The organism is Photobacterium sp. AWH4_225 (genome assembly GCF_056158405.1).
In genome coordinates, this window is sequence record NZ_JBSWTF010000004.1 from 2,166,517 (window position 1) to 2,187,877 (window position 21,361).

General features: G+C 46.5%; 21 protein-coding genes. 8 read left to right on the forward strand and 13 right to left on the reverse strand.

The window, feature by feature from the left end:
* Nucleotides 1-23 precede the first annotated feature (23 nt).
* Together ACXAD4_RS26920 and ACXAD4_RS26925 are read right to left on the reverse strand one after the other, a co-directional pair.
* Nucleotides 24-1,283 carry a hydroxymethylglutaryl-CoA reductase gene (locus tag ACXAD4_RS26920; protein WP_475245099.1) on the reverse strand — a complete coding sequence of 420 codons (1,260 nt, stop codon included), beginning with the start codon at nucleotides 1,281-1,283 and terminating at the stop codon, nucleotides 24-26.
* Nucleotides 1,284-1,378: 95 nt separating this feature from the next.
* Entirely contained in the window at nucleotides 1,379-1,786 is a 408-nt protein-coding gene (locus ACXAD4_RS26925; RefSeq protein ID WP_475245101.1) for an XRE family transcriptional regulator, read from the reverse strand.
* 102 nt (nucleotides 1,787-1,888) lie between these two features.
* Here ACXAD4_RS26925 and ACXAD4_RS26930 point away from each other — a divergent pair, with 102 nt between their 5' ends.
* Nucleotides 1,889-2,797 carry an aldo/keto reductase gene (locus ACXAD4_RS26930; RefSeq protein WP_475245103.1) on the forward strand — a complete coding sequence of 303 codons (909 nt, stop codon included), beginning with the start codon at nucleotides 1,889-1,891 and terminating at the stop codon, nucleotides 2,795-2,797.
* 100 nt (nucleotides 2,798-2,897) lie between these two features.
* Here the strand turns inward: ACXAD4_RS26930 and ACXAD4_RS26935 are convergent, their stop codons facing one another.
* From ACXAD4_RS26935 to ACXAD4_RS26965, 7 genes are all read right to left on the reverse strand, one after another.
* Nucleotides 2,898-4,349 (reverse strand): hypothetical protein, encoded by a 1,452-nt coding sequence (locus tag ACXAD4_RS26935; protein WP_475245105.1) that lies wholly within the window; start codon nucleotides 4,347-4,349, stop codon nucleotides 2,898-2,900.
* A complete protein-coding gene (locus ACXAD4_RS26940; protein WP_475245107.1) occupies nucleotides 4,346-5,371 on the reverse strand; it encodes a family 8 glycosyl hydrolase in 1,026 nt (341 codons plus the stop codon). The genes ACXAD4_RS26935 and ACXAD4_RS26940 overlap by 4 nt, the downstream gene beginning before the upstream one ends.
* The gene (locus ACXAD4_RS26945; RefSeq protein WP_475245109.1) at nucleotides 5,368-7,449 is read right to left on the reverse strand and encodes a cellulose biosynthesis cyclic di-GMP-binding regulatory protein BcsB; all 2,082 of its coding nucleotides are present in this window, start codon (nucleotides 7,447-7,449) and stop codon (nucleotides 5,368-5,370) included. Before ACXAD4_RS26945 ends, ACXAD4_RS26940 begins: the two co-directional genes overlap by 4 nt.
* Nucleotides 7,446-9,680: a UDP-forming cellulose synthase catalytic subunit gene (bcsA, locus tag ACXAD4_RS26950; RefSeq protein ID WP_475245111.1), complete on the reverse strand. Its 2,235-nt coding sequence runs from the start codon at nucleotides 9,678-9,680 to the stop codon at nucleotides 7,446-7,448. The genes ACXAD4_RS26945 and bcsA overlap by 4 nt, the downstream gene beginning before the upstream one ends.
* A gap of 2 nt (nucleotides 9,681-9,682) precedes the next feature.
* Entirely contained in the window at nucleotides 9,683-10,204 is a 522-nt protein-coding gene (locus ACXAD4_RS26955; protein WP_475245113.1) for a hypothetical protein, read from the reverse strand.
* A 349-nt stretch (nucleotides 10,205-10,553) separates the two neighbouring features.
* On the reverse strand, nucleotides 10,554-10,994 hold the full coding sequence (locus tag ACXAD4_RS26960; RefSeq protein ID WP_475245115.1) for a VOC family protein: 441 nt from the start codon (nucleotides 10,992-10,994) through the stop codon (nucleotides 10,554-10,556).
* A gap of 42 nt (nucleotides 10,995-11,036) precedes the next feature.
* Nucleotides 11,037-11,714, reverse strand: a complete 678-nt coding sequence (locus tag ACXAD4_RS26965; RefSeq protein ID WP_475245116.1) for a type 1 glutamine amidotransferase domain-containing protein — start codon at nucleotides 11,712-11,714, stop codon at nucleotides 11,037-11,039.
* Between the two features lie 179 nt (nucleotides 11,715-11,893).
* Here ACXAD4_RS26965 and ACXAD4_RS26970 point away from each other — a divergent pair, with 179 nt between their 5' ends.
* The gene (locus ACXAD4_RS26970; protein ID WP_475245118.1) at nucleotides 11,894-12,268 is read left to right on the forward strand and encodes a DCC1-like thiol-disulfide oxidoreductase family protein; all 375 of its coding nucleotides are present in this window, start codon (nucleotides 11,894-11,896) and stop codon (nucleotides 12,266-12,268) included.
* A gap of 53 nt (nucleotides 12,269-12,321) precedes the next feature.
* Here the strand turns inward: ACXAD4_RS26970 and ACXAD4_RS26975 are convergent, their stop codons facing one another.
* Together ACXAD4_RS26975 and ACXAD4_RS26980 are read right to left on the reverse strand one after the other, a co-directional pair.
* A complete protein-coding gene (locus ACXAD4_RS26975) occupies nucleotides 12,322-12,750 on the reverse strand; it encodes a MarR family winged helix-turn-helix transcriptional regulator (protein ID WP_475245119.1) in 429 nt (142 codons plus the stop codon).
* Nucleotides 12,751-12,773: 23 nt separating this feature from the next.
* On the reverse strand, nucleotides 12,774-13,403 hold the full coding sequence (locus tag ACXAD4_RS26980) for a cytochrome b/b6 domain-containing protein (protein WP_475245121.1): 630 nt from the start codon (nucleotides 13,401-13,403) through the stop codon (nucleotides 12,774-12,776).
* Nucleotides 13,404-13,544: 141 nt separating this feature from the next.
* Between ACXAD4_RS26980 and ACXAD4_RS26985 the strand changes: the two genes are divergently transcribed.
* The 3 genes from ACXAD4_RS26985 to ACXAD4_RS26995 all read left to right on the forward strand — a co-directional run bounded on the left by ACXAD4_RS26985 (nucleotide 13,545) and on the right by ACXAD4_RS26995 (nucleotide 15,910).
* Nucleotides 13,545-14,045, forward strand: a complete 501-nt coding sequence (locus ACXAD4_RS26985) for a c-type cytochrome (RefSeq protein WP_475245122.1) — start codon at nucleotides 13,545-13,547, stop codon at nucleotides 14,043-14,045.
* An 81-nt stretch (nucleotides 14,046-14,126) separates the two neighbouring features.
* Entirely contained in the window at nucleotides 14,127-15,314 is a 1,188-nt protein-coding gene (locus tag ACXAD4_RS26990) for an MFS transporter (protein ID WP_475245123.1), read from the forward strand.
* 140 nt (nucleotides 15,315-15,454) lie between these two features.
* A complete protein-coding gene (locus ACXAD4_RS26995; protein WP_475245125.1) occupies nucleotides 15,455-15,910 on the forward strand; it encodes a dCMP deaminase family protein in 456 nt (151 codons plus the stop codon).
* Between the two features lie 75 nt (nucleotides 15,911-15,985).
* Here the strand turns inward: ACXAD4_RS26995 and ACXAD4_RS27000 are convergent, their stop codons facing one another.
* Nucleotides 15,986-16,867: a patatin-like phospholipase family protein gene (locus ACXAD4_RS27000; protein ID WP_475245126.1), complete on the reverse strand. Its 882-nt coding sequence runs from the start codon at nucleotides 16,865-16,867 to the stop codon at nucleotides 15,986-15,988.
* A gap of 114 nt (nucleotides 16,868-16,981) precedes the next feature.
* On the opposite strand from ACXAD4_RS27000, the gene ACXAD4_RS27005 reads away from it, so the two are divergent.
* Together ACXAD4_RS27005 and ACXAD4_RS27010 are read left to right on the forward strand one after the other, a co-directional pair.
* On the forward strand, nucleotides 16,982-17,497 hold the full coding sequence (locus tag ACXAD4_RS27005; protein WP_475245127.1) for an O-acetyl-ADP-ribose deacetylase: 516 nt from the start codon (nucleotides 16,982-16,984) through the stop codon (nucleotides 17,495-17,497).
* 299 nt (nucleotides 17,498-17,796) lie between these two features.
* Nucleotides 17,797-18,342, forward strand: coding sequence for a hypothetical protein (locus ACXAD4_RS27010; protein ID WP_475245128.1), 546 nt, complete (start codon nucleotides 17,797-17,799; stop codon nucleotides 18,340-18,342).
* 67 nt (nucleotides 18,343-18,409) lie between these two features.
* Here ACXAD4_RS27010 and ACXAD4_RS27015 read toward each other — a convergent pair whose 3' ends face one another.
* On the reverse strand, nucleotides 18,410-20,089 hold the full coding sequence (locus ACXAD4_RS27015; RefSeq protein WP_475245130.1) for an RluA family pseudouridine synthase: 1,680 nt from the start codon (nucleotides 20,087-20,089) through the stop codon (nucleotides 18,410-18,412).
* A gap of 395 nt (nucleotides 20,090-20,484) precedes the next feature.
* Between ACXAD4_RS27015 and ACXAD4_RS27020 the strand changes: the two genes are divergently transcribed.
* Entirely contained in the window at nucleotides 20,485-21,324 is an 840-nt protein-coding gene (locus ACXAD4_RS27020; protein WP_475245131.1) for an EAL domain-containing protein, read from the forward strand.
* Nucleotides 21,325-21,361: the final 37 nt, after the last annotated feature.

Below are 21,361 nucleotides of genomic sequence, written 5' to 3' on the forward strand. Positions count from 1 at the left end.
CAAGATATGATCGCAGAGCGATTTTAGCGTGCTAGCTTATGATGCGCACGGGAGAAATGCCCGGCACAAAAGGCACCGACAATCGACAGCTCGCCTGCAAGGCAGAGCGCAGCGCACACTTCAGACAGGGCCTGTGAATTGCCCGAGCCATGAAGGCCAAGTAAGTCGAGGCAAGCTTTTTGGCTTGGCAGCGAAGTACCGCCACCTACTGTACCTACCATCAAGTTAGGCAGGGTCACCGAGGCATATAGCCCGCCGTGCTGGTTGACTTCAATACGTGTGATCCCAACGGCAGACTCAGCCACACAAGCCGCATCCTGTCCGCAGGCGATATAGAAAGCTGCAAGAGCATTGGCATAGTGAGCATTGATACCGATACTGCCACTCAGTGTTCCGCCGATGGTATTCATACGGGCAAACTCTGCCATTTTTTCAGGCGTAGTGTGCAGCATCTTCTCGACTAGAGCTTTTTCAATGTTGATCTCGGCGGTGACTTTCTTACCTCGAACACCACGCAAGGTTTGTGCAGTCGCTTTCTTATCGCCCGACAAGTTGCCATCAAGAAAGGCTTCTAGTGGCTTAATTGGTGAGTGGTGCAGGATATGCTCGAACACAGCATTGGTCGAAATGGTGACCATATTCTGACCTGATGCATCACCTGTGAGGTATTCAAACACCAGGTAGACGTGGTTGCCTTCGATATTGACACTGATGTCAGCCAATTTGCCGTGGCGGGTGGTGGATTCAGCGATACGGCGGAATTCATCATATTGGGTAACTACCCAAGCCACAAATTGTCCAGCCTGCGCCAAATCATAAAAGGCAAAGCACGGCGTACGGGTTACCCCTTCGTTAAGCAGCATGGCGCTTGCCCCGCCGGCTTGCGTAATAAGTTGCGAGCCACGGTTATAGGAGGCAACAAGGGCAGCTTCGGTCGTCGCAAGGGGCACATGGAAATCATTTTTGGCAAACAGGCCGTTTACACGCAAAGGCCCCGCGATGCCGATAGGCATTTTGACTGTGCCGATGAAGTTTTCGATGTTTTTGTTGTAGCAGAGCATCTGCTCTTGCGTGTGTCCATCGAGTAATTGCGCTTTGGCTTCCTCGTTGTCGAGCATTTGCCAGCGTCGCTCTACTGCCTTAGGGGTCAGGTAGGGAGTGCGTGGCTGTTTTTTTTCCGGCTTGGCAAAGTTAGAGCCAAGTCGTTGCTGCAGCTCGTCAGCAGTGAAGTCATTGACCACGGTTTTCATGTGATCACGTCGATGGAGATTTAGTTTTGGCATAGCAGTACTTCTTAGCTAATGACTGCGGCGGATTGTAACCCCCTAATATCAAAACACTACTCCTGCCAGTTGGGAAATTAGTGTGCTGACAGAAATCATTCAGGTTTTTCTTGCTTAGCGATGCTGAGAAATTTGCTCATCCCGCTGATATCTAAGTAACCATCAGATTTTTTATGGGTTCGGAGGTACTGATAGCCAGTCACAATTTTTAACAGATTATCTGCTTCAGTATCGCTGATTTTTTTATCGTTCACATGCTCAAAAGCGGCATTCAGTGCCGATTTGTCGACAACTTCGGCTTGACGGTAGAGATAACCGCAACCTGTGGCGAGCCATTCCAACGAGCAATTCGCCCGCATCGCGATTTGATTGGCTTTGGCTAAGCTGGGTTCGCTCCCTTTGAGGTATTTGCGGATCAAGGCTTCGCTGATATCAACCCGTCGGGCAAAGCCGCTGATGCTTTCTTCACCGATGAGGGATTTAAGGCGGGAGGAAAAAGACATAGTTCGTACTCCAGTTCGAAGGTATGGATTTATAGCATTGCCTCATTGGCAGAACAAGCCTAGGATGGTTAGCGATTTTTGAGTAAACGGAGTTAAGTCCAGATGGTGGCAAAAGTTGAACTCACCCCGCAAGGGCAGCAGTTTTCAGAGTTAGTTCAAGGCTATTGGCGTCTAGCTGATTGGCATATGAGCCCACAGGAGCGGTTGAGTTTCCTCAAACAGCATATTGAATTGGGTATTACGACTGTTGACCATGCTGATATCTATGGTAACTACATTTGTGAGCAGTTGTTCGGTGAAGCACTGGCCATAGATCCAAGTGTTCGCGAGCAAATCGAAATCGTGACCAAGTGCGATATCAACCTGTGTAGTGACTTAGTGCCAGAGCGTAAGATCAATCACTACGATACCAGCAAACAACATATCGTTAACTCGGTGAACAATTCGCTGTCGCGCCTGAATGTCGAGAATATCGATGTGTTGCTGATCCACCGTCCGGATGTATTGATGGATGCCGACGAAGTCGCCGGTGCTTTTGCTGAGCTGAAGCAGCAAGGCAAAGTGAATCATTTTGGTGTATCTAACTTTACGCCTTCACAGTTCGAGTTGCTGCAGTCTCGCCTGGATGCGCCTTTGGTGACAAACCAGGTTGAAATCAATCCGCTGAACTTTGAAGTAGCCCATGACGGTACGCTTGATCAATTGCAGATGAAGCGTGTTAAACCAATGGCTTGGTCTTGTCTGGGCGGGGGGGCAATTTTCTCCGGCCAAACAGAACAACAAGTTCGGGTACGCAATGAGCTAGAAGCGCTCCGCGAAGAAGTGGGTGCCGACAGTATTGATCAGGTGATCTACGCATGGGTACGCCGTCTTCCATCTAGCCCGCTTCCAATCATAGGTTCAGGTAAAATTGAACGAGTACAAACGGCGGTTGATGCTTTGAATATTACTCTAACGCGTGAACAGTGGTACCGCGTATGGGTAGCCTCAAAAGGCCATGGTGTGCCATAGGCCCGGGCATCAAAACCCCAGACATCAAGATAATGATGGTAAATGATTAAATGAAAGCCTCTGCCTTGAATAAGGCAGAGGCTTTTTTATAGATTTTTATTTAGTAGCAAAGCTTATAGCTTTTCTTCTGCGCACACTCGGCAGTTTTCAGCGCATCCTGTAAGTTTTCATCATGCGGGTAGGCATCAACCAGTTCTCGAAAAGTCTCAACTGCTTTGTTGTTCTGTTTCTGGTTGTAATACGCCCAGCCTTTGATCTCCTCAAGTCCGACTTCTTTGCCATAGGTTTGCTCAAACGCTTCGCTGCGATCGATGACATATTGGTAGTTCTGCTTCTCATAGGCATTAAGAATCGCTTTGGTTTCTTTCTGCTTGGCGTAAAGCATCTTTTGGCTAGGATCGGCGAGGTTATTTGCTAAGAACTCGGCATGTTGCTCAAACCCAGCTTTGTTCAGTGCCAAAGTATAACCATATTGGGTTGACTGATACTGCTTGTCGCTGCTGTCCATACCTTCCAGCGCTTTTTCGAAAGAGCGTTTGGCGGTAAGTGGCCTATCGATTTTGTACCACTGCCAACCAGCTAGTGCATGCTGTTCCGCACTGAGTGTTTTGTTTTGGTACAACAGCTCAAGGCAGGCCTGTGGATCGGATTGACAGGCTTTTGCTAACTGCGGTGAGGCGCTGCTCGTTCCCATCTTTTTTAATCCAGGGTAACGTGAAGACCAAAGCTGTTGGTAACGCTTTGCTTCGTCGGCTTTGCCCATCATGTTTAGGCTTAGGATTTTGCCTTCAATTTGTTTCTGGCTGGGAGTTTCTGTCCAACTGATTGATTTATCAAACCAGTTTAACGCGTTGTTGTATTGTTTTTTCTTGAGGTGCTGCCAGCCTAACAGTTCGGCTCCCTTGGCATCTTTCTTTTTGGTAACAACCTGGCTGGCGGAGCGGGTTTGGCTAGCGGTGAGCTTTTGCTGTCCCAGGCTGGCCAGATTAACTTGATAGGCGAGTTTTTCATACTCAGTAGCATCGTAGCTGCTGCTATTTTGGTAACGGGTCAAGATATCTGGGCCGGCATATGCATTCGTCCAACCTAAAGCCTTTTGGGTGGTGGATAAACCGTGCTCAGGGCAGTTTGATAATAGTTGCGTGAGCTTTTGCTTGGCATTGGGGCCATAGCCAGACTGGGTTTCCTGTTTAAGATCCAACCATGCCCATTGAATTCGAGAACAGTTCGCCCACTGTGGGTTTGCGGAGAGAAGTTGAACGGCGGCGGTAGTCTGCTTTTGGGCAATAGCTTGATCTAGTTGCTCCAACGCAGCGCGGTACCGTAACTCTTCGCTGAGTGACTCTGAAATCGGTTGGTTTGCCGCCACTTGTTGGGCGGCTTGCCAGCCTTCTTGTTCCAGAGTGGCCCAAATCGGCCCTTCATCAAAGAGGTTGTATTGACCTTGCGGGTTGACCTCTACAGAGACGTCGCTTTCTAGCAGTTTGATATAGGCTTGCTCGGAGGCCACTGCTGGGAGGGCGACGAAAAGAGCGAGAGTAAATGTTTTCATTGGCAGTACCTCTCGTGGAACGCGATATGGGAGAAAATGATCAGGCTTGATGAGTAGTAATCATCATTGCTATCAGGGTGAGGAAGCGCGCTTCGGTGTTTATAGGTTTCTTGGCTGAGCTGAACCAGAGTCGCAATGGCATTGGCACCGTTTGGCGCTTCATAAGGTGCCATTTGTCCATTTTCAATATCCACCCATGCCTTGTTGTGTTGGAAAAGCCAACGGCGGTAGTTGTCATTTACCGCATTGTCGTACCCCCCCCAGATAAGGTAAAGCGGGATACGGTAACTGGAATAGCTAAATCGGCTAGGAAACTGACTAGAGGGTTGCCATTGATTGTTTCGGTATTCCAGCCAGTCGCTAGGTAGGTGGTATTGACCATATTGGTTACTGTTAAGAATGGATAGCCCTCCTTGATTCAGTAACGCCCAAGCGCTATTCATTTTGGCAAAGTCATTAAACGCTGGGTAAACCCAATAGGATGGGTTCACGATAGTCGAGGTAGCTTTATCGAACCCATAATGAGCAGGAAGCAGGGCCTGCTGCTCGCCGAGTTTGACAAAGTGAGTGCTGGCAAGCTCTTCTATGATGGCTTTGGCTTGATGCTGGTAATGATTCTCGGGCCAAAGACCATGGGCTTTGAGTAGCGCCCAGGCAATGAAGATATCACCATCACTGGCATTATTGTTATCGGGAATATGGGGTTGGGTGGGTTGCCACTTCCAAGCAAAAAGCGGGTCGTCTTTGTGTTGTAAATGGCTTTGTGTCCATTGCCAGAGTTGCTTGAAGGTTTGATGATCATTGAAAAAGGCGGCCATCAACATTCCATAACCCTGACTTTCGCTGTGGCTGATACTGCTATTACCATTATCAACCACCCGTCCATCGGCAGTAATAAATTTAGTTTTATAGTCGCTCCATAGCTGCTGATCAGCCCTGATGTTGCAGCCGTGTACCTTGGCTGCAACTTGAGAGCTGGTGAGCAGGGGAATGGTCGCTATTATCAGCGGGATCCACTTCATAGAGGCTTCTCCAACTGGCGGTGGATCAGCAATGTTAGAGGCAAGAGCAATAGAATCAGCAAAGTGGGTAGCGAGTACGGATAGGCAATGAACCCAGAACGGGCCAGCTGCTTATCAGCCTCCAGATCATTGATGGCTAATTCAATTTCACCATATCCTGCGGATGTATGCTGACTAAGGTAAATCTGCATTTCCTGATTCAATGTTGCTTCATTGCTGGCATTGAAAATGATGTTGCGCCAGCCATTGCTCGCTGTTGTTAGCTTGGCCAATTGGTCAAGCTGACTATCACTCTGCCAGTATGCTTGATTGGCTCCATATTGGTAGAAGTTGCTCGACTCGCTTTCAGTACCAAATTCACTGCTTCCCAGTGGATTTGGCAAGCCGTTCAATCCATCTTGTTGCTTGGCCATGGTGTTGAGTAAGGAATGGCGAAGTGCAGCGAACAAGCCCGAGTTGTGTTCTATGGTGGCTGTCGTGATACTGCCAGTATTACCTACCTCAAACGTCAGATTAATGGGACGTAATTGGCTCGTACTGTCTGTGACCAGCAGCTCAGTCATAGGATGGCGAGCTTGTAAGGTCATATGGCTAAGTAACTGCCATACAGCGGATAGGGTGCTTGGTTCGTTGAAGTTGACAGAGATCTGGCTATCTCGGCCATTGTTATCAGAGATAAAAAGTAGTTGGTCTGCTGGGAGTTGGCGATCAAACCTTGTCAGGTAGTTCACCCATGCACCTAAGCGGACCGCAGAGCTGTCTTCAATATTTGCAATGAACGGCATGGCTGTTGCGCTATAGCTGTCTATTTGCTCGGGACCATATAGTTCGACACTGACTTTGTTCAATCCTGGACGAAGCTGGTTCATTGGGAAGGCCAAGCGATAATGTTGGGTATCACGCCAGCGGCTCGCTCGTAACGGCATGCTGTTCGCGTAATCGCCATTGACTCGGATCACCATCGCGGCTTCGCCCGGCTGAACGGTTGGGTGAGCAAGAACGAGGTTAATATGGGCTTTTTCGTCAGGGCTGAACAACGAATTAGCTGGCATCATTAGAGGCAGTACTAAGGGCTCTTCCCCGAATGACTTTTGGGGAGTAAATTGCGAAATGGAGTATTCCCCTTTGCTTTGCAGCTGGTTTTTGTCTGGCTGCTGATAACGGTTAACCACCGCATATTTATGGGCTGGAAGCGGGTAGTCTGGGTTGGCGAAATAGGCCGTTGCTTCAAGCAATTCTTGTTCATTCCTGCCTGAGACTACAAGCAGCCAATGATCAGTGTGAGACAGCTGTATTACCCCTAAAAATGGACCATTGATCCCTGCTAAATAGTCACTCGGCATTACATTGGTTTCTGCCAGTTGCTCAGGTAAGCCATACATTAATTTGATACGGTTTGTATTCGTGACGTCAGTGGGAGCGATAAATTGGTATTCATAGGACGCATTACCACTGCGTAGAGTCCACCCCTGAACGAGCTGACTGGCAATAGAGAGTGCCGACTGGGAATGACCGGCAGTGTGGCTGATAAGCTGTACAGGTTGATCATGCAGTTGACCACTCATGATCAGGGCTGAAAAATCGGCGAGGGTGGCCTCGGTATTTTTCGCCACATAGTCGAGCTCAAAATACGATTGCTGGGCCAGAATTTCAGTCACGGCCTCAGAAGCCTCTATCCGTTGCTCGGTTAGGCTCAATGATGCGGGTAGCTGATGACGCACCGCAATGGTCATGATGTTGCCGTACCGCTTCAACAAGGCTTGGGACAAGTTCACAACAATATTTTGTGACTCGCCATTAGGCTGTAACTGAATATTGGCGATGGGTTTGTCACCCAGATTGACCCATAAGTGGGCGACATCGATATTGCCTGAGTGGGTCAGTGACAATGACACCTTGATATCATTGACTTGTTGGTTAGGCAAAATAGTGAGTGGAAAACTGATTTTATCCCACTGACCGCGCAATGTTGAATCTCGTCCCTCAGGCAGGACAAAATTGAGCGGTACGTTTACGGTTTTAGCAATACTCATGGCAGAGAAAAGTAAGCCACAAATAAGGATTAGATAACGTTTCATTGGCGTACATCCTGTGTTTTGCTTTCGTTTCGCTCTGATTGCATTTGTTGGGATGAGGTCTGGCGTGAGACCGAAAAGGTATAAGCCAAGCTCTTGAAACCCAGAGTGAAAAAGTGACCAATTGCGTGCGGTACGCTTCGGCGTTGTTGTTCTTCAAAAGCCCTGCGCTGCAACCATTTTTCACTGTCTCCGAAAGTCATGGTGGTGAATGCTTGCCACGTTTTGGTGCTCGTTTCCAACACTTCGCAGTTCGCTGCTTGGCCATTTGCGAGATATTTCACGTGGTGAACCCGCATGGCTAATCGCTGAGGCTTGAGCTTTTTCTTACCTTGTGCTGTTTGCCCTGCTTGTTCGACAAAACAGGTCAGTTCAACAACATCGGAAGGTTGCAAGTTGTGTTCAAGCGATTTTATGGTCAGATGCGCGCCGTTGAGCGATGTATCTTCGATAACCGCTTCTGAGGTTTTCTCTCCCATGGAGACAAAAGCCTGACTGCGACAACGGGTACGTGGCTCAGCTCGACGCTGCCTTCTTTCAACCATGGCACCGAGGCAAACGAGGCACATCATCAAGTTGAAGGTATTGAAGACCAATACAACCGCCAGCTGACCTTGTTCCGCGGGATATTGGAAATATCGGTATAAGCCGAGCCCTTCGGCAAAGCCGATAATGGTTGTGATTGCGATGATCACTGGCATTAACGGTGAGAAGTGCGTCTTATCGGTTGTCTCCCCCTTAGGGGTAACAGCAAAGCTGGGTTTGCGCGGGTTGATGATGGCGGACAGCACGGGTATTGCAAGGAAAATCGATAAAATTGTTTCGTAGAACTCGGAGAAAAGGGTGTTACGGTTTTTCCCGAATAGGTGCTGGGTGATTGCAATACTGATAATCAGATGGGGGATAGCGTAAGCGATAAAGTCGTTGGCATTCCCGACAAAAATTTGTAGGTCAAACAGTAGGTAGCACAACGGTGCAAACAGATAAACGACCCGGAAAATTGGAAAGAACCAAAACAGAGTTGAGTTGAGATAACAGAGTTTCTGGGGAAGGGTGAGTCCGCGTTTTAAAACGGGGTTATTTAGCAGCAAGATTTGCAGCATACCCTGTGCCCAACGCGTACGCTGGGTGACGTAATTACCGAAAGTATCGGGTGACAATCCAGCGATCATTGCCTTGTTGATATAAGCGCTATCCCAGCCCTTGGCATGAATATCGAGTGCTGTATCGGCATCTTCTGTGATGGTTCGTGTAGAAATACCACCAACGTCATCCAACGCCTGACGGCGAATCACGGCTGCTGAGCCACAGAAAAAGCTCGCATTCCAGAAGTCCAACCCTTTTAGAATGCCGTTGTAGAACATTTCATTTTCTGCCGGCACTTTGTCTTCAATACCCAAATTACGCTCGATGGGATTCGGAGTAACAAAGAAGTGGGGTGTTTGCACAAAGCCCAAATTTGAATTGTGCTGGAACTGGCCAATAGTGTTGATCAAGAAGTCTTTAGACGGAACATGGTCGGCATCGAGGATCAGTACCAGTTCTCCATCGCTATGGGTTAGCGCGTGATTGATATTGCCCGCTTTCGCATGCTCATTGGCAGGGCGTGTGAGGTAATTTACTTCAAGGTCATGACACAACTGTTTAAGAGATTTCGAACGTTTGCGAGCCGAACTCGCCTGCTCTATGTCTTTATCATTAAGTTTTTGTGCCGTACCGCCATCATCAAGTATCCAAACAGTTACTTTTCCTGGGTATTTCAGCTGCGTTGCTGCGGCGATAGTGGGGCCGACAACACGAAGTGATTCGTTGTAGGTCGGAATGAACACATCGATACTGGGTAGAGGTTTATCGCTATCAATTGGAATAATGTCGCGATCGCGGTGTTTTGCGTTAACAAAAATGCCAAGCAAGTAAATGGCGATACCGTAGATCTCAGTCACCAAGAGTGCTAAGGCAAACGGAATATCCAAGCTGCTTTCCCAGGGTAAGGTTTGATCGTAGCGCCACCAGATATAGCGGATGGAGATAAACGCCCCGGTTAACAACATAAGTAAGTGCAAATAAGGTTTGTTATTTGCAGTCATCCCCATTAAGACAATGAAGAAAGCACTGGCACTCAGCCAAAGGTGGGTTTCCATCGACACTTGTACTGTTGCCAAACTCAATATAGCGACGATAAGGATGCTGGCTGCTAACCACTTCATCCATGACACAGCATTAAAAAAGCGCATCACTAAAACTCCTGCAGGTAAAAACTCGGTTTAAGTTCATCCAGCCATTTGAGGCCATCTCGATTCTCTGGGGTGCAGTAATGGATAAAGACAGATAACCACTGCTCCATACGGCGGGTATGCTGTTGGGCATAGGTGCACCTGTCGCCATTGGGCATCACATTTACCCAGCGTTGGTAGGGGCCGACGGCATTGTATTTTCGCTCTGGCTTCTGGCTTGGCAATGAAAAGGCAAAATGGGCCGGAGGAACCTCAAGAGGAGCCTTGGATACGATTTGAACAATTAAGTTTTCACCGCTCTGGTATGTGTTATTTTCTAATTCAGACCAATACCAAATATCATGGTTACGCCGTTGGCGATAATTTGATATCAGTTTCATGCCATCAGGGTAGATGGGGAGTTGGTAATCATGAACGGTCACAGGATCATCAAAGCTATGGCTAACAAACTCCTCACTAGTGAGTTGGCAGCCACTTAATCCTATTGTGCTTGCCGCAAAGCATAAGATATTGAGCACCTTCATTGGAGTCTCCTTGAGTAAAGGTTCTCCTAGTAGTGCAAATGACTAGCCAGTTTTTTTTGTGTTACCTATTTTGAGGTAGGGCAAATAAGTGCATGAAAGATAAAAAAGTACACTTTCTTATTGTTAAGCGGATATCTTAAACATGCAAAATGCAACTGATGGGTAAGCCATCTATTGCGTATTGGTTACCACTTTACAAAGTGTATTACTGATTGGTTGCAAATCTGATGGCGCAGGTTGAGAGTGAGAAAGCAATGGGGGAAGTGGCGGAAAAAAGCAAAACTGGACGTTGCAAATGAAGCGCTTTACTAAACCGGAATAGTAAAGCGCTAATAAACTGACTAAAGAGTTACCACTGTCCAGTATTTTCCATGGAAAGCCAAGGTTCTGCAGGGGCAAGCGCTTCACCTTTTTGCAGTAGCTCAATAGAAATACCATCAGGGGAGCGGACAAATGCCATGTGGCCATCACGAGGTGGGCGGTTGATGGTTACACCACTTGACTGTAGGTGCGCACACAGGTCGTAGATATTATCGACACGGAAAGCCAAGTGACCGAAGTTACGACCACCCGTGTACTCTTCTGAATCCCAGTTGTAGGTCAGTTCAACCAAAGGGGCGCTGGTGGTTTTTGCGTTCTCTGCGTCACCCGGCGCAGCAAGGAATACCAGTGTAAATCGGCCTTTCTCACTTTCTTTGCGGTTGGTTTCTACCAGACCTAGCTTGTTACAGTAGAAATCAAGCGATGCATCGAGATCGCTCACTCGTACCATAGTGTGTAAATATTCCATTGTACATCCTGTTATTGTTAGCTATTGCTCAACGCCAAGTTACTATTCTAACAGCAATTCTGCAACGGCTTCGCCAACCCCAGCGGCCGATTGGGGGTTCTGGCCAGTGATGAGGTGTCCGTCGATGACGACATTATTGGCCCATGCCTCTGCGCCAATAAAAGTCGCATGGGCTTGTTTAAGTTTGTCTTCAAGCGAGAATGGAACAACGCCAGTTAGTCCAACAGCTTCTTCTTCCTCGTTGGTAAAACCGGTCACTTTCATATTGGCAATAAGGTGGTCGCCATTACCGTAAGTCATGTTAACCAAAGCGGCAGGGCCATGGCAGATAGCGGCTAAGATACCATTTTGTTGATATATGGCGATGGCGACACGTTTGACGTGCTCATCATCAGGGAAATCCCACATGGTGCCGTGGCCGCCGGCAAAAACGATAGCCTGATAGTCAGAAGGCATGATGTTATTGAGGGAATGGCTGTTTTTTAATAGACCAACTAGGTCCGGATTAGCCAGAAAGCGGGCGTTAGCTTCATCTTCTTCATCCCAACTTTTCGGGTCAATGGGTGTTTCACCGCCAGCAATTGACACAATGTCTACCTCGATCCCTTTGTCTGCTAAGGCAAAATAGGGGTGGGTTAACTCCGATAGCCAGAATCCAGTGGTTGTCCCTGTATTGCCCAATGCCGCATGGCTGGTAACCACAATTAATGCTTTTGCCATAATCATACTCCCTCAAGTAAGAGATAAAACTCACAGCGAAAGCATAGTATACCTGTATGACTTTATGGGGCGTCCGTAGGTGGAAGCTGTGCGTGTTGCTGTTATGTCTTCTCTCTACTTTTAACCTCGCTACAATTTAAATAGACATGAAATGTACTGCTGAATACTGGGAGAGGGAAATGTCAAAGCGGAAATTGACCATTTTCTATGACGGTGCTTGCCCGAGCTGTGTTGATGACCGCAATTGGTTTGAGCGGCGCCTCAGGCAGCCTGAAAATGTTGATTGGTATGATATTACGGGCAAAGAAGAAGACTTGAGGGCGTTGGGAATAGACCCTTATCTTGCTGTTAGGGAACTCCATGTCATGAATGTGGAGGGGGAAATCCTCAAGGAGTTAGATGCCTACATCCTGTTGTTTAATCAGATATGGTATTTACGACCAATAGCATGGGTGATGGCTTTGCCTTTTGTGAAAATACGGCTTTCTCGCTGGTACAGAAAAATGGTAGATCGACGTTTGGCTAGGGAGGGACGGTTAGAAAGCGATAATTGAAGGTAAGCTTTTGTTCCAAACTTACCTTCACAGAAAGCGACAGGTCTTCCAAGCTAGAGGGCTTTCACCATTTTTTGCAATAGCGAGATCAGTTGCTGTTGTTCAGTGTCATCCAAACTGCTTAAAACCTGTTTGTTGATAGCGACGGGAATCGGTAATAACTCTGTTTTTAACTCACGCCCTTTTTCGGTCAGAAAAATACGGAACGAGCGGCGGCTGTTGGGATCATTTTGCCTTTCTACCAGCCCCAGTTTCTCGAGTTTATCGATAGTACGTGTCGTCGTAGAGTTCTCAACCTTGGACTTTTGTGAAATTTCCGTTTGGGTGACCCCTTCCTCTTCCCATAAGCACATAAGCGTTGGCCAGAGTGCGATGGTAAGGCCATGTTTTTTCAACTCGGTGTCGAAAGTCCTTGCCGCATTGTTGGCGACGACATTGATCAGCCAGCCGAAGCTGGACTGTCGGTCAAATTCTTGTGTCATAAGGGGGCTTAAACCTTCATGGGTTATAAACTAGCAACTATTGCTATTGTAACTGATAGGGCGGCAACTAACAGTACCAATGCTTTTAAGTTACTGGCAAATTCAAGTGTATCCGACTGTGTGGGGATTTGATTACGTTGCTTGCCTGTAATCATTGCGAGTACTAATGGCTTCTTGCGCAACTTATAAATCAAAATTGCAGCAAGATGGATCGCGACAAGCAGAACCAACGATTTTGCGACAAAGAGGTGTACACCTTCAACCATATAATAGAACTGCTCATCCAACACACCTTGAAGGAAGGAGAAGCTATCGAACCAACCAGCAAGGGCTAAACCACTTAGGCATTGGATTATCAACATGGTGATAAGAGCAAAAACCATCAGGCCGCCAACTGGATTATGCCCAGGTTTTGCTGAGTAATTTCCTTTTAGGTAGCTTAAAACCACGCGAGGAGAGTGGATAAATTGCGAAAAACGACTCGTCTCACTGCCTAATATGCCCCATGCTAACCGCCACAGTAATAACGAAAATAGTGCCAGTCCGAAAGTGATATGTGACCCACCTCCGTTGAAACCGCTTAATGCGACAAGGGTGAAGAGTAGTGCTTGCATCCAGTGATAGAGCCGAGTTGGTAAATCCCAAATTTTCATAGTCGTTAACCTTTTCTGTGATAGCCATGAGTTGGTAATTATATTTACATAGCAATAGTTGCAATTGCAACTGTTGCTGTGTAAGTTAGTGTCATGTAAACACAGTCGGCCTCAAAAACTCACTAAAAGAGGAGTATCAAAATGAATATGAAACAATTGAATACTGTAATGATGAGTATCGGTCTCGGGCTTGGCCTGACTTTCTCTGTCACTGCAATGGCGACAGATAGTCATGACGTTTTGCAAAATCAGGAAGCCAAAGGAATCAGTACTGAGCAAGCAATCCAGCTACGACAACATGCTTTTGTCCAGATTGAAAATGATGCCAAGCAGGCAGGAAAGGCACTCAACAATAAGCAGGTTGACTGGGAGGGCTTAGAGCAAATATCACGAGGGTTACATGAATCTTCGGTGAGTTTATTGTCACTGTTCCCCGAGGGAAGCCAAGAGGGCAGTAAAGCCAAGCAGAAGGTTTGGAGTGACAAAGTAAAATTCGAACGGTTATTAAAGGAGATGGATAAAGGGTTTGAGCAGCTCTATCAAGCAACCATAAATGAAGACAAACCATCAGCTCAGCAAGGGCTCAAGCAAGCGCAGTCGACTTGTAAAGCGTGCCACCGACAGTATCGCTCACGTTGGTAATGATAATGATTTTACATAGCCTTTTTTTACTGGGCTGATAAGCTAGTTGAATATTATTTTATCAGTAACAGTAGGGAAGCTATGCTCGCTACACGTCAGGATCAGGGGTGGAAAACCCCGCAAAACTTTTTGATCTTAATTTCAATTATTGTTCCGGTTGCTTTTTCAAGCTGGCAGGCACTACTTAATAACTTTGTTATCGAAGAAGCAGCCTTTACCGGGGCAGACATCGGATTATTACAAAGTGTGCGTGAAATACCGGGTTTTCTGGCCTTCACCGCCGTATTTGTTCTGCTGTTTATTCGTGAGCAGCGGTTTATGATCCTATCGCTTGCGATGCTAACGCTGGGAGTGGCATTAACCGGCTTTTTCCCTTCCGTTGCGGGGTTATTAATGACAACTCTGTTGATGTCGACAGGGTTCCATTATTTCGAAACGCTCAAACAGTCCCTTTCGCTACAATGGCTGAGCAAAGATGAGGCGCCAGAAGTACTGGGCAAGCTGATCTCTGTTGGCGCATTGGCTTCGCTTTGTACCTATGGGGCTTTATGGCTGATGCTGGAACAGTTTGATTTATCGTTCAAGTGGGTTTATCTCATTACCGGAACGGCGGCTTTCGCCGTGTTGGTGTTTGTCGCCTTGGCATTTCCGGAGTTTAGGAGTGAAACCGTACAGACCAAGAAACTGGTTTTTCGTAAGCGCTATTGGCTTTATTACGCGCTTACATTTATGAGTGGTGCTCGCCGGCAGATCTTCATTGTGTTCGCTGGCTTTCTAATGGTTGAAAAGTTTGGCTACTCAGCTGCAGATATTACCCTGCTGTTCTTGATCAATTATTTGTTCAATTGGCTATTTGCGAAAAAAATCGGCCGTTTCATTGGCAAAGTTGGTGAGCGTAAGGCCTTGGTATTCGAATATGTTGGTCTCATAGCAGTCTTTGCCGGTTATGCGGTTGTCGAGCAGGCCGAGGTCGCGGCAGTATTGTATGTGGTCGACCATCTGTTTTTTGCTTTGGCATTGGCGATGAAAACCTATTTCCAGAAAATTGCCGACCCTGCTGATATGGCGTCAACGGCTGGGGTGGCATTTACCATCAATCATATTGCAGCTGTTGTTATACCGGTTAGTTTCGGGTTGCTTTGGCTTACGTCCCCATCAGCAGTATTTTTTGCAGGTGCAGCCATGGCCGGAGTGTCGCTGCTGTTATCGCTGAATATTCCTGCTAAACCAGAAGAAGGCAATGAAGTGAGGGTATTAGCCTGGCGCTAAATACACATTCATTGACAAGGTCGGACTTGAGTGGCGAGCATAAGTTTTGCATCATATATCCCATTGATTTCAAGACTGGCTGTTTAGAGTAGCTTGAACTGACGGATAATACCGATAACGAGTAAAGAAAGGTAAAGATCATGATTTCGAAATGGGCAGTGCGCTTTTTTCAAATGGCGGAGCTAGTAGGCTCATGGAGTAAAGATCCTTCGACCCAAGTTGGTGCGGTGATTACCAAAGGTAATCGAATTGTGTCGGTAGGCTTTAATGGTTATCCTCATGGCGTGTCAGACAGTGCTGATACTGATGATCGCGAAATGAAGCTACTAAAAACACTTCACGCAGAGGAAAATGCCATTTTGTTTGCAAAGCGTGATTTGGCAGACTGCGATATCTGGGTAACGCATTTCCCTTGTCCAAACTGTGCTGCGAAAATTATTCAAACAGGCATTTCTACCGTACATTGCCCTGAGCAGACCGAAGACTTCTTGTCTCGTTGGGGGGATAAAATCCAAGTGAGCCAGGAGATGTTCGAGCAGGCGGGTGTAGCCGTGAACTGGCTACCACTTAATGAACTTGACCGCAGAGCTAACTAAGTATTGGCATCAAAATGTTCTACTTTGGAAGAGGCTGCGTAGTGCAGCCTCTTTTGTATTCTGTGCTTTATATGCTCAGAGGCAGAAGTGGCAGTTTTCTTCAGTTAGTCCATGGCGACCCTTTAGATTACTGATATGGGAATGACCGGCCTCTATGCCCATCAAATAGCCTTCTTCTAATACTTCTTGTTTCATCGTCAACCGTTTTACTACAAAGTCTTCCGGTGGAGCGATGACCTTCACTACCGTACCTGCTGGTGGATTGCGGATGAAGTCCAATGATGCATTGTAATTTTCCGCTCGGTGTAGCATGGCTTCTGCAACACCGGGATAGCGTGACAACAGCTTTTTCATTAGCCAAGGATGCTTGGCAGGATTCATTTGGTAACTCAATGGGTGAGATAGGATAACGGTAATATCTCTTGCTCCGCGTCGGTAAGCCTCCTTCACCGGAATAGAGTCAGCAACGCCACCATCTGTATAACACCCGCCTGAAAAACAGGGAGGAGTTTTTACCGCAATAGGCAACGCTGCGGTAGCGATTAGCGTTTCTTTGATGTTCGATTCGTTAATGCGGTAATAATCGGCATGACCGTTTGACACATTGGTAACGGTTGCCCAAAAAGGAATACCATTAAATAGGTTTTGCTTATCAATCGGAAATAGGCGGTTCGACTCTTGCCATAGCCAATCGACATCAACCAGATCTCCGCCTTTTAAAAAGCGTTTAGGGTTGAAAAATGTTTTGGTTGTTGCCAGCTCGGTGATGACGTTATAGCTTCGCTTTGGCTGCTTTGAAAGGTACCCGAGTAAGTTAGAAGCGCCTGCCGAAACACCAATTGCAAAGTCATAAGGATTAAAATCAGAAGCCATAAAGGCATCCAATACACCACTGGCAAAAATGCCGCGCATTGCGCCACCTTCTACAATTATTGCGCGACTGTTTTCAAAAACCATATAAACCTCAATATCTCTGTTACTCGCCAAGGTTACGCTGGGTGGGTTAGAAACGATATTTGGTTTTGTTTATCGTTGTAATCAGTATTTCCTAACAATGAACTTGAGAGGCGCATGATGGCTATTCAAATAGTGCAAGGCGATATCACGAAGGCTTCAGTCGATGCGATTGTCAATGCGGCGAATCCTACCATGTTGGGTGGTGGCGGGGTTGACGGTGCTATTCATCGTGCCGCGGGACCTGAATTGCTGGCAGCCTGTCGGGAAGTACCAGTTATTAACGGGGTGAGGTGTCCATTTGGTGAAGCCAGGATCACATCGGCAGGGAATCTGCCTGCGAAGTTTGTTATACACACTGCAGGCCCTATTTATTCACAATCAGCTGAGCCTGCATTGGTATTGGCTTCTTCATACCGTAATTCTATGCGGCTTGCATTAGAAAATGGCTGTCAAAGTATTGCTTTTCCAGCAATATCTTGTGGAGTGTATGGTTATCCACTGCGTGAGGCCGCAGAGATAGCAATAGATGTCTGCTCGGAAAGTGATTTCGAGCAACTAGAAAAGTCATTCTATCTATTTAGTGACGATATTGTGAGTGTCTGGCGGCAGGTGATGAGCCAAAAAGGCTAACTCAATGTGAAATGAGCCAACTTGGGTATATAAACAGGATTAGTAACAAACTATCCCCAGAAACTGTGGATAACTTACCTAATTGATAAGGTTAGATCATAGTTACGGCTTGATTTATATAGTAAATATTATGCGGTATAAGTTTATTATATTTTGTTGATGGTTTTTGTGTCTATGTTAATAGCTGGTTTGTGGTTTTCATATAGTGTTTAATTCTGTTTCAGCCGGCGAAAACGCTTGTTTCATCAGGTCTACACCATTAGTATCTACGCCGAATTTTACCTTGTGGAGATACTTTAATGGACTTTATCGTCGAGGTGCTGGGCTGGACCAGTGTCGCCTTTTACATTTCACTGACTATTTTCAATAGCATGAAAGCAACCCGCTTTGCCGCGTTTGGCTCTGCTGCGAACGATACAGTTTGGGCTTTGTTGATGGGGTGGTACCCAAAGGTAATTCTTAACCTTGCGGTAGCAAGTGTTAACTCTTACCGTTATGCGAAAGACTTCATGAAAGTCTCCAAGGTACTTTTGATCGTGTTGGGTAGCGTTATGGCGGCCGGCATTGGCTACATTCTTTATGTGGCGGTATCTTCTTTTGTCGCCGAGCCTACGTTGGCTGTCGGCTTCCAGTTCATGGATCTGGGCATTATCCTCACTGCAATTTACATGACTAGCCTGCGTAAGTACCGTGTACTTATGCTGATGTCTGGTTTCGTTGGTATGGTAGGTTACTACGGTAACCCTCAGATGATGATTATCAAAGCTTTGGTGATCGGCATTATGTCTTACAAGCTTTACAAGAACCAAGACGAAAGCACCCAAGCGGCAGCTGTTCAGTCTTAATCAGATTTGAAAAAGAAAGCCCCGGTTCCTTCTGGTTCCGGGGCTTTTTTTATGAATAGGATGCGACTTAAAACGCTGCATCCACTTGGAAGACCATCGGCTCGCCCGTAATTGGGTGTACTAGCTCCAAACGTTCAGCATGCAGGTGAAGACGGTTGGCTTTTACACCATACAAATCATCACCAAGGATAGGCATGTTCAGCCCTGAAGCGTGGGCGCAGTGAACACGCAACTGGTGGGTACGTCCTGTTTTCGGGTAAAGATGAACTTTGGTGTACTTATCGTTCCGGCTGATGACTTCCCACTTGGTTTCAGCTGGCTTACCGTGTTCGTAGCAGACCAACTGACGAGGACGGTCATTGAGATCGCCACGCATCGGCAGGTTGATGTAACCCGTATCTTGCTCCAGTACACCGTCAATTAACGCTGCGTAGCGTTTCTGAACCGTACGCTGGATAAACTGTTTCTGCAGACTCTTGTTCGCGCGCTTGGATATGGCGATAACCATTAGGCCTGAAGTCGACATATCGAGGCGGTGAACTATCAATGGCCCCGTTGCTTTAGGGAACTGATGCTTCATTCTTAGGTAAACCGAATCTTCGATGGTTTTACCCGGAACAGACAAGAACTCAGCCGGTTTATTGACCACGGCCATATCTTCGTCTTGGTAGATAATCTCAACGCTTTTCCCTTCTGCAGGGTTAGTCAGCAGCGGGTTATCATCAAGCTCCATCCCCTCTAGCATATGGGTCAGGATTGGTTGGCACTTACCTTGGCAAGAAGGGTAGTAGTGCTTGTGGCGTCGAATTTCAGACTTGGGTGAGCTGCCCCACCAAAACTCAGCCATCGCGATAGGCGTCATATTGTGCTTAAACGCGTACTGAAGTAGCTTTGGTGCAGCACATTCACCGGCCCCTGCTGGTGGGACGCCTTGTGCGGTGTCGACAAAAAGCTCACCGAGGCATTTTTCTTCACCTTTGCTATTGAGAAAGCGGTACTGTTCGAACAGCTGTTGCTGCAGGGAAGAAGAGAAATTACGGCGTTGTTCAATCAAAGGCGTGATTTCATTTTGCCAGTGATCGAGCTGTTCTTGTTTTTTTGCAATTTCAGCTTCCCAGTGAATTTTGAGATCGCGAAGCTGTAGCTTTTCAATCACGCTTTCTTGGCTAAGTTGTTTTTTCAGCTCGTTTCGCACGTCTGGGTCAAGATCAGCGCTTGCAGCCCGCTTTGCCTTACGGACTTTTCTTGCTTCGACCATATTGCTGCGATGGGCCGCTAATGCCTCACTGGCGTTAGTGTGTGCTTCCTTTAGCGCTTGTTTCGCTTCAGCAAGTGCAGGGTTGGCTTCTAAGCGTCTGATCTGCTTGCTAAGTTCATTGAGTGTATCTTGGCCGCTAAGAAAAAAGCTGCCTTCTGCAAGCATATCGAACACAGGCGGGACGAAATGGGGTAATAAGTTTTGATCGGCAATTTTTCCTGAAAATGCAGATAGGAAGCCGATTTCACCCTGCTGGTTTTTCACCAGAAGGACACCAAACATTTTACCGATAGCGGATTCAGCATCGCCATCTAAGCCAAAGTTATGCTGCCAGCCATTTTGCGTCTCCAGGTGCTGCTGAAGTTGTTCTGCTGCAACAATACACAGAGGGTGAGGTTCATAGTAGAACGGGTATGTAAAACGCTCGGGCAATTCATATTGCTCGATAGATGAGGTAAAGGGCGTAAAACAGTGTTCCGGGGCGTGCATAAGCTGATCTTTGGTGAAGTTATCCAGTCCTACCAATCCTTAAAGAAGCCGATAGGGATTAAGGTCGGCAATTCTACCTGTAAGACGATGTGAGATCACCTTTCGCTACCATTTTCATGGAAAGTGATTGTAAAGTCGCAGAAATCTATGTGCAGTGTTGCATCTGGAGGGGGATAGAACACACTATTCGTGTTTGTTCATATTTTTGACAGTTTTTTGCTAACAATAAGATATTTTTAAGTAATAAAATGTTTATTATCATTAGCGTGAATTGTCAAGATATTGTAAATTAACTAAATGACGTTAGGATATGGTCTAACCTATTTTACATAGTTGATATTTTAATCACTAGTATCATGTTATTTGGCAATAGTCTTTATTAGGGCATATTCTTTGTGGATGAAATTTTAAGAACAAGAGATGAAATTGAAAGGCATCTCCTTTTGCAAAAAGAGGGGCAGTATATTGCTTTGTATCAAGATCTTGTTATTAAGAGCGTTTTTCAGCCAATTGTAAAGACGAGTGGCCGTATCTTTGCTTACGAAGCTCTAATGAGGATATATAACTCCGAAGGGGTGCTACTTAATAATGGTGATTTGATCAATCATTACCGAGGCCATCCAGTTCATTTAATTAATATTGATCGCCTTGCACGAGTAATTCATCTCAGAAACTTCTCTCTGCCGCAAACCTCAACGAAATTATTTATTAACATGATGCCGGCCACCATACTTTTTTGTGAAAATGAAGGACTGGTTGATTCTATTTTATTGCCTCGAATTTATGAGCTTGGCTTAAAACCCGAGCAAATTTACGTTGAGATTGTAGAGCACCACACTGACGATGATAGAGCTTTGACACGGGCGATACGCCACTTAAAGCAAGCAGGGCTTAATATTGTTATCGATGACTTTGGCGTAGAGGGATCGTCAGAGCAGCGTGCAAGGGCCGTGACTCCGAACATAATAAAAGCCGATGCTTCACTGTTAGTACAGTACGTACAGGGAAACACGCAACCGCTCTTGGCCGTATGCGAATTGTGTAGAGAGCTGGGTTCAAAATTAATTATCGAAGGCGTCGAAGACTTGAAAGGTTATCATGCTGCAATTTCGTTAGGGGCAGATTACCTCCAGGGTTTTTATGTTGGTTTTCCACAGCTCATAAATGTAGAAAATCAAACTACCTCAAACGTTAATCGAATGAATAATACGGGAAATGCTGACCAGCCCAGTTAATGTGGGTAGGCTGGCCAATGTATTAGCCAATGAATGG